At 54.5% G+C, this 1,678-nt stretch carries 1 protein-coding gene; it reads left to right on the top strand.

Annotated elements, in window-relative coordinates; all coding sequences use genetic code 11:
- Positions 1-1,211: 1,211 nt before the first annotated feature.
- Positions 1,212-1,678, top strand: a 467-nt coding sequence (locus tag AC1D1X_RS22570; RefSeq protein WP_477699252.1) for a hypothetical protein, incomplete at its 3' end; no start/stop codon positions are given.

Raw genomic sequence — 1,678 nt, 5'->3', positions numbered from 1 at the left:
GTGGGGGAACTTACCTTCGTCAAAGCCATTTCTTCTGCTCGGCGCACATATGTCATATCAATGATCAAGAGGGTAAGGCCATTTGACATCCGTGCACCCGGGGCGTTTGTGTTCTCTGCAGAGGAAGAGGACCCGGTTAGCTGGCTTTCAGCGGCAGCAAATTACCTAGGTACCGTGAAAGTCTGTGTCAGTCGGCAAGAAAAGGAAGACGTATGTTCGCCCTAGAGTTCCTAACACGGCAGTCCACACTGACGCCGTGCGGCAAAGCCGCGCAGCGCCGGTGACTTCTACGTTAGATACCATGGAAACACTGCTCGTTATGGTGCTCGCGCTTTTTGGGGTTGGCTTCGCGGTTGGTGCATTCTTGAATCATCCAGACGAACTCCCGCCGCACCGACTTCGTAGGTTTCTGTGGTCCGGGTGGATTGGATGGACCATCCTCTGCGGTGCACTGCTGCACCTTGCGAACGAAAAGCTTTGTCCCCCCGGCAGTTGCATCGGAGTGGCCTTAGGGCTTGCGTGGTTCGGACTGACGCTAGCGTGGTTAGTTGGCGGGCTGTGCGCGACGGCTGGTATCTATACTGCCCGGAACTATCTGAGGAACCACTAGTGGCAATGGCATCAAACAAGCCGTTCGACACTGACGCCCGAGTGCTTCAATGCGCTCCGTGCACACGCCTCCCGCTCGCCGATCAACTCCAACGTTAGGCCGCACCATGCGAGTCATTGCGATTGTTTCGCTTCTCGTTCTGCCTGGTCCGATATTCCTGGCCTACTCACAATTCATTGGCAACACGGGCTTTGAGTGGAAACACCTTCTAGCGAACTACGCTTGGTGTTCCGCAGTCTTGTATTGCTCCGCGTTGATTTTGATGGGAGCCCGCGCGAGCGTTACGCTATGGCTTGCTACTCTCGCCGCGGGGAATGCAGCTCTTATTGCATTCTGTTTTTGGATGGCCAGTCTCTTGGCGAGAGGCTACAGGGACACCGAAATCGCATGGGTGCTGCTTTTTCCAGCTCAGGCACTGGTCATTACCCTCGCGGTGTTGGCCTATTGGATTGCGCACCGGAACAAAGAACGGCCTGGCCATGTTGCCTAACAGGCCGATCGAGACCGGCACACAACGCCGCGGCTCCGCGAGGCGCATGATTTTCGGCGCGACTTATAGCGCCAAGCTTCTGAGTGCGGCTCACTTTCAACGTTGAGTGTCTTGACCATGCGTCTTTTTTATATCTCAATTGTCATTGCACTATTTCAGGTCACATCCAGCCATGCCGCGTGCTCTGACAAAGAAAGTTGGATGGCGGCAAAATCATTGCGCCTAATCTCATCCAATGGACAAAACCCGAAAGAATCTTTTGAGGTAGAGGTACGCCACTTGGGTAACGCACAAATGTTTTCGCGCGTCATCCAGGGTGTTGCGGTCGCCGAGTCTTACCGGCTTTCTGGCGGGCGACACCTGTTTCACGGCCTTGATGAAAAAGCGTTCATTCACCCTGTTGGCTTTGACCCCAGGCAGTCATTTTTTCTGCCAACCATGATTCTGGAAAAATTTGGATTTGCCGGATTGTGTGAGGTTTCAGGCGAGCAACACTTTCATGGTTCCATCGACCTGGGCGATTACTCGCCTCCTGGTATGCGCAGGCTGAAGGTTGAGGGAACGGTGGCCCGTTCCTC

It is taken from the genome of Polaromonas sp. P1_G4 (assembly GCF_056405475.1).
Note: the sequence above shows the minus strand (reverse complement) of the source record. Positions and strands in the feature narration are given on the sequence as shown.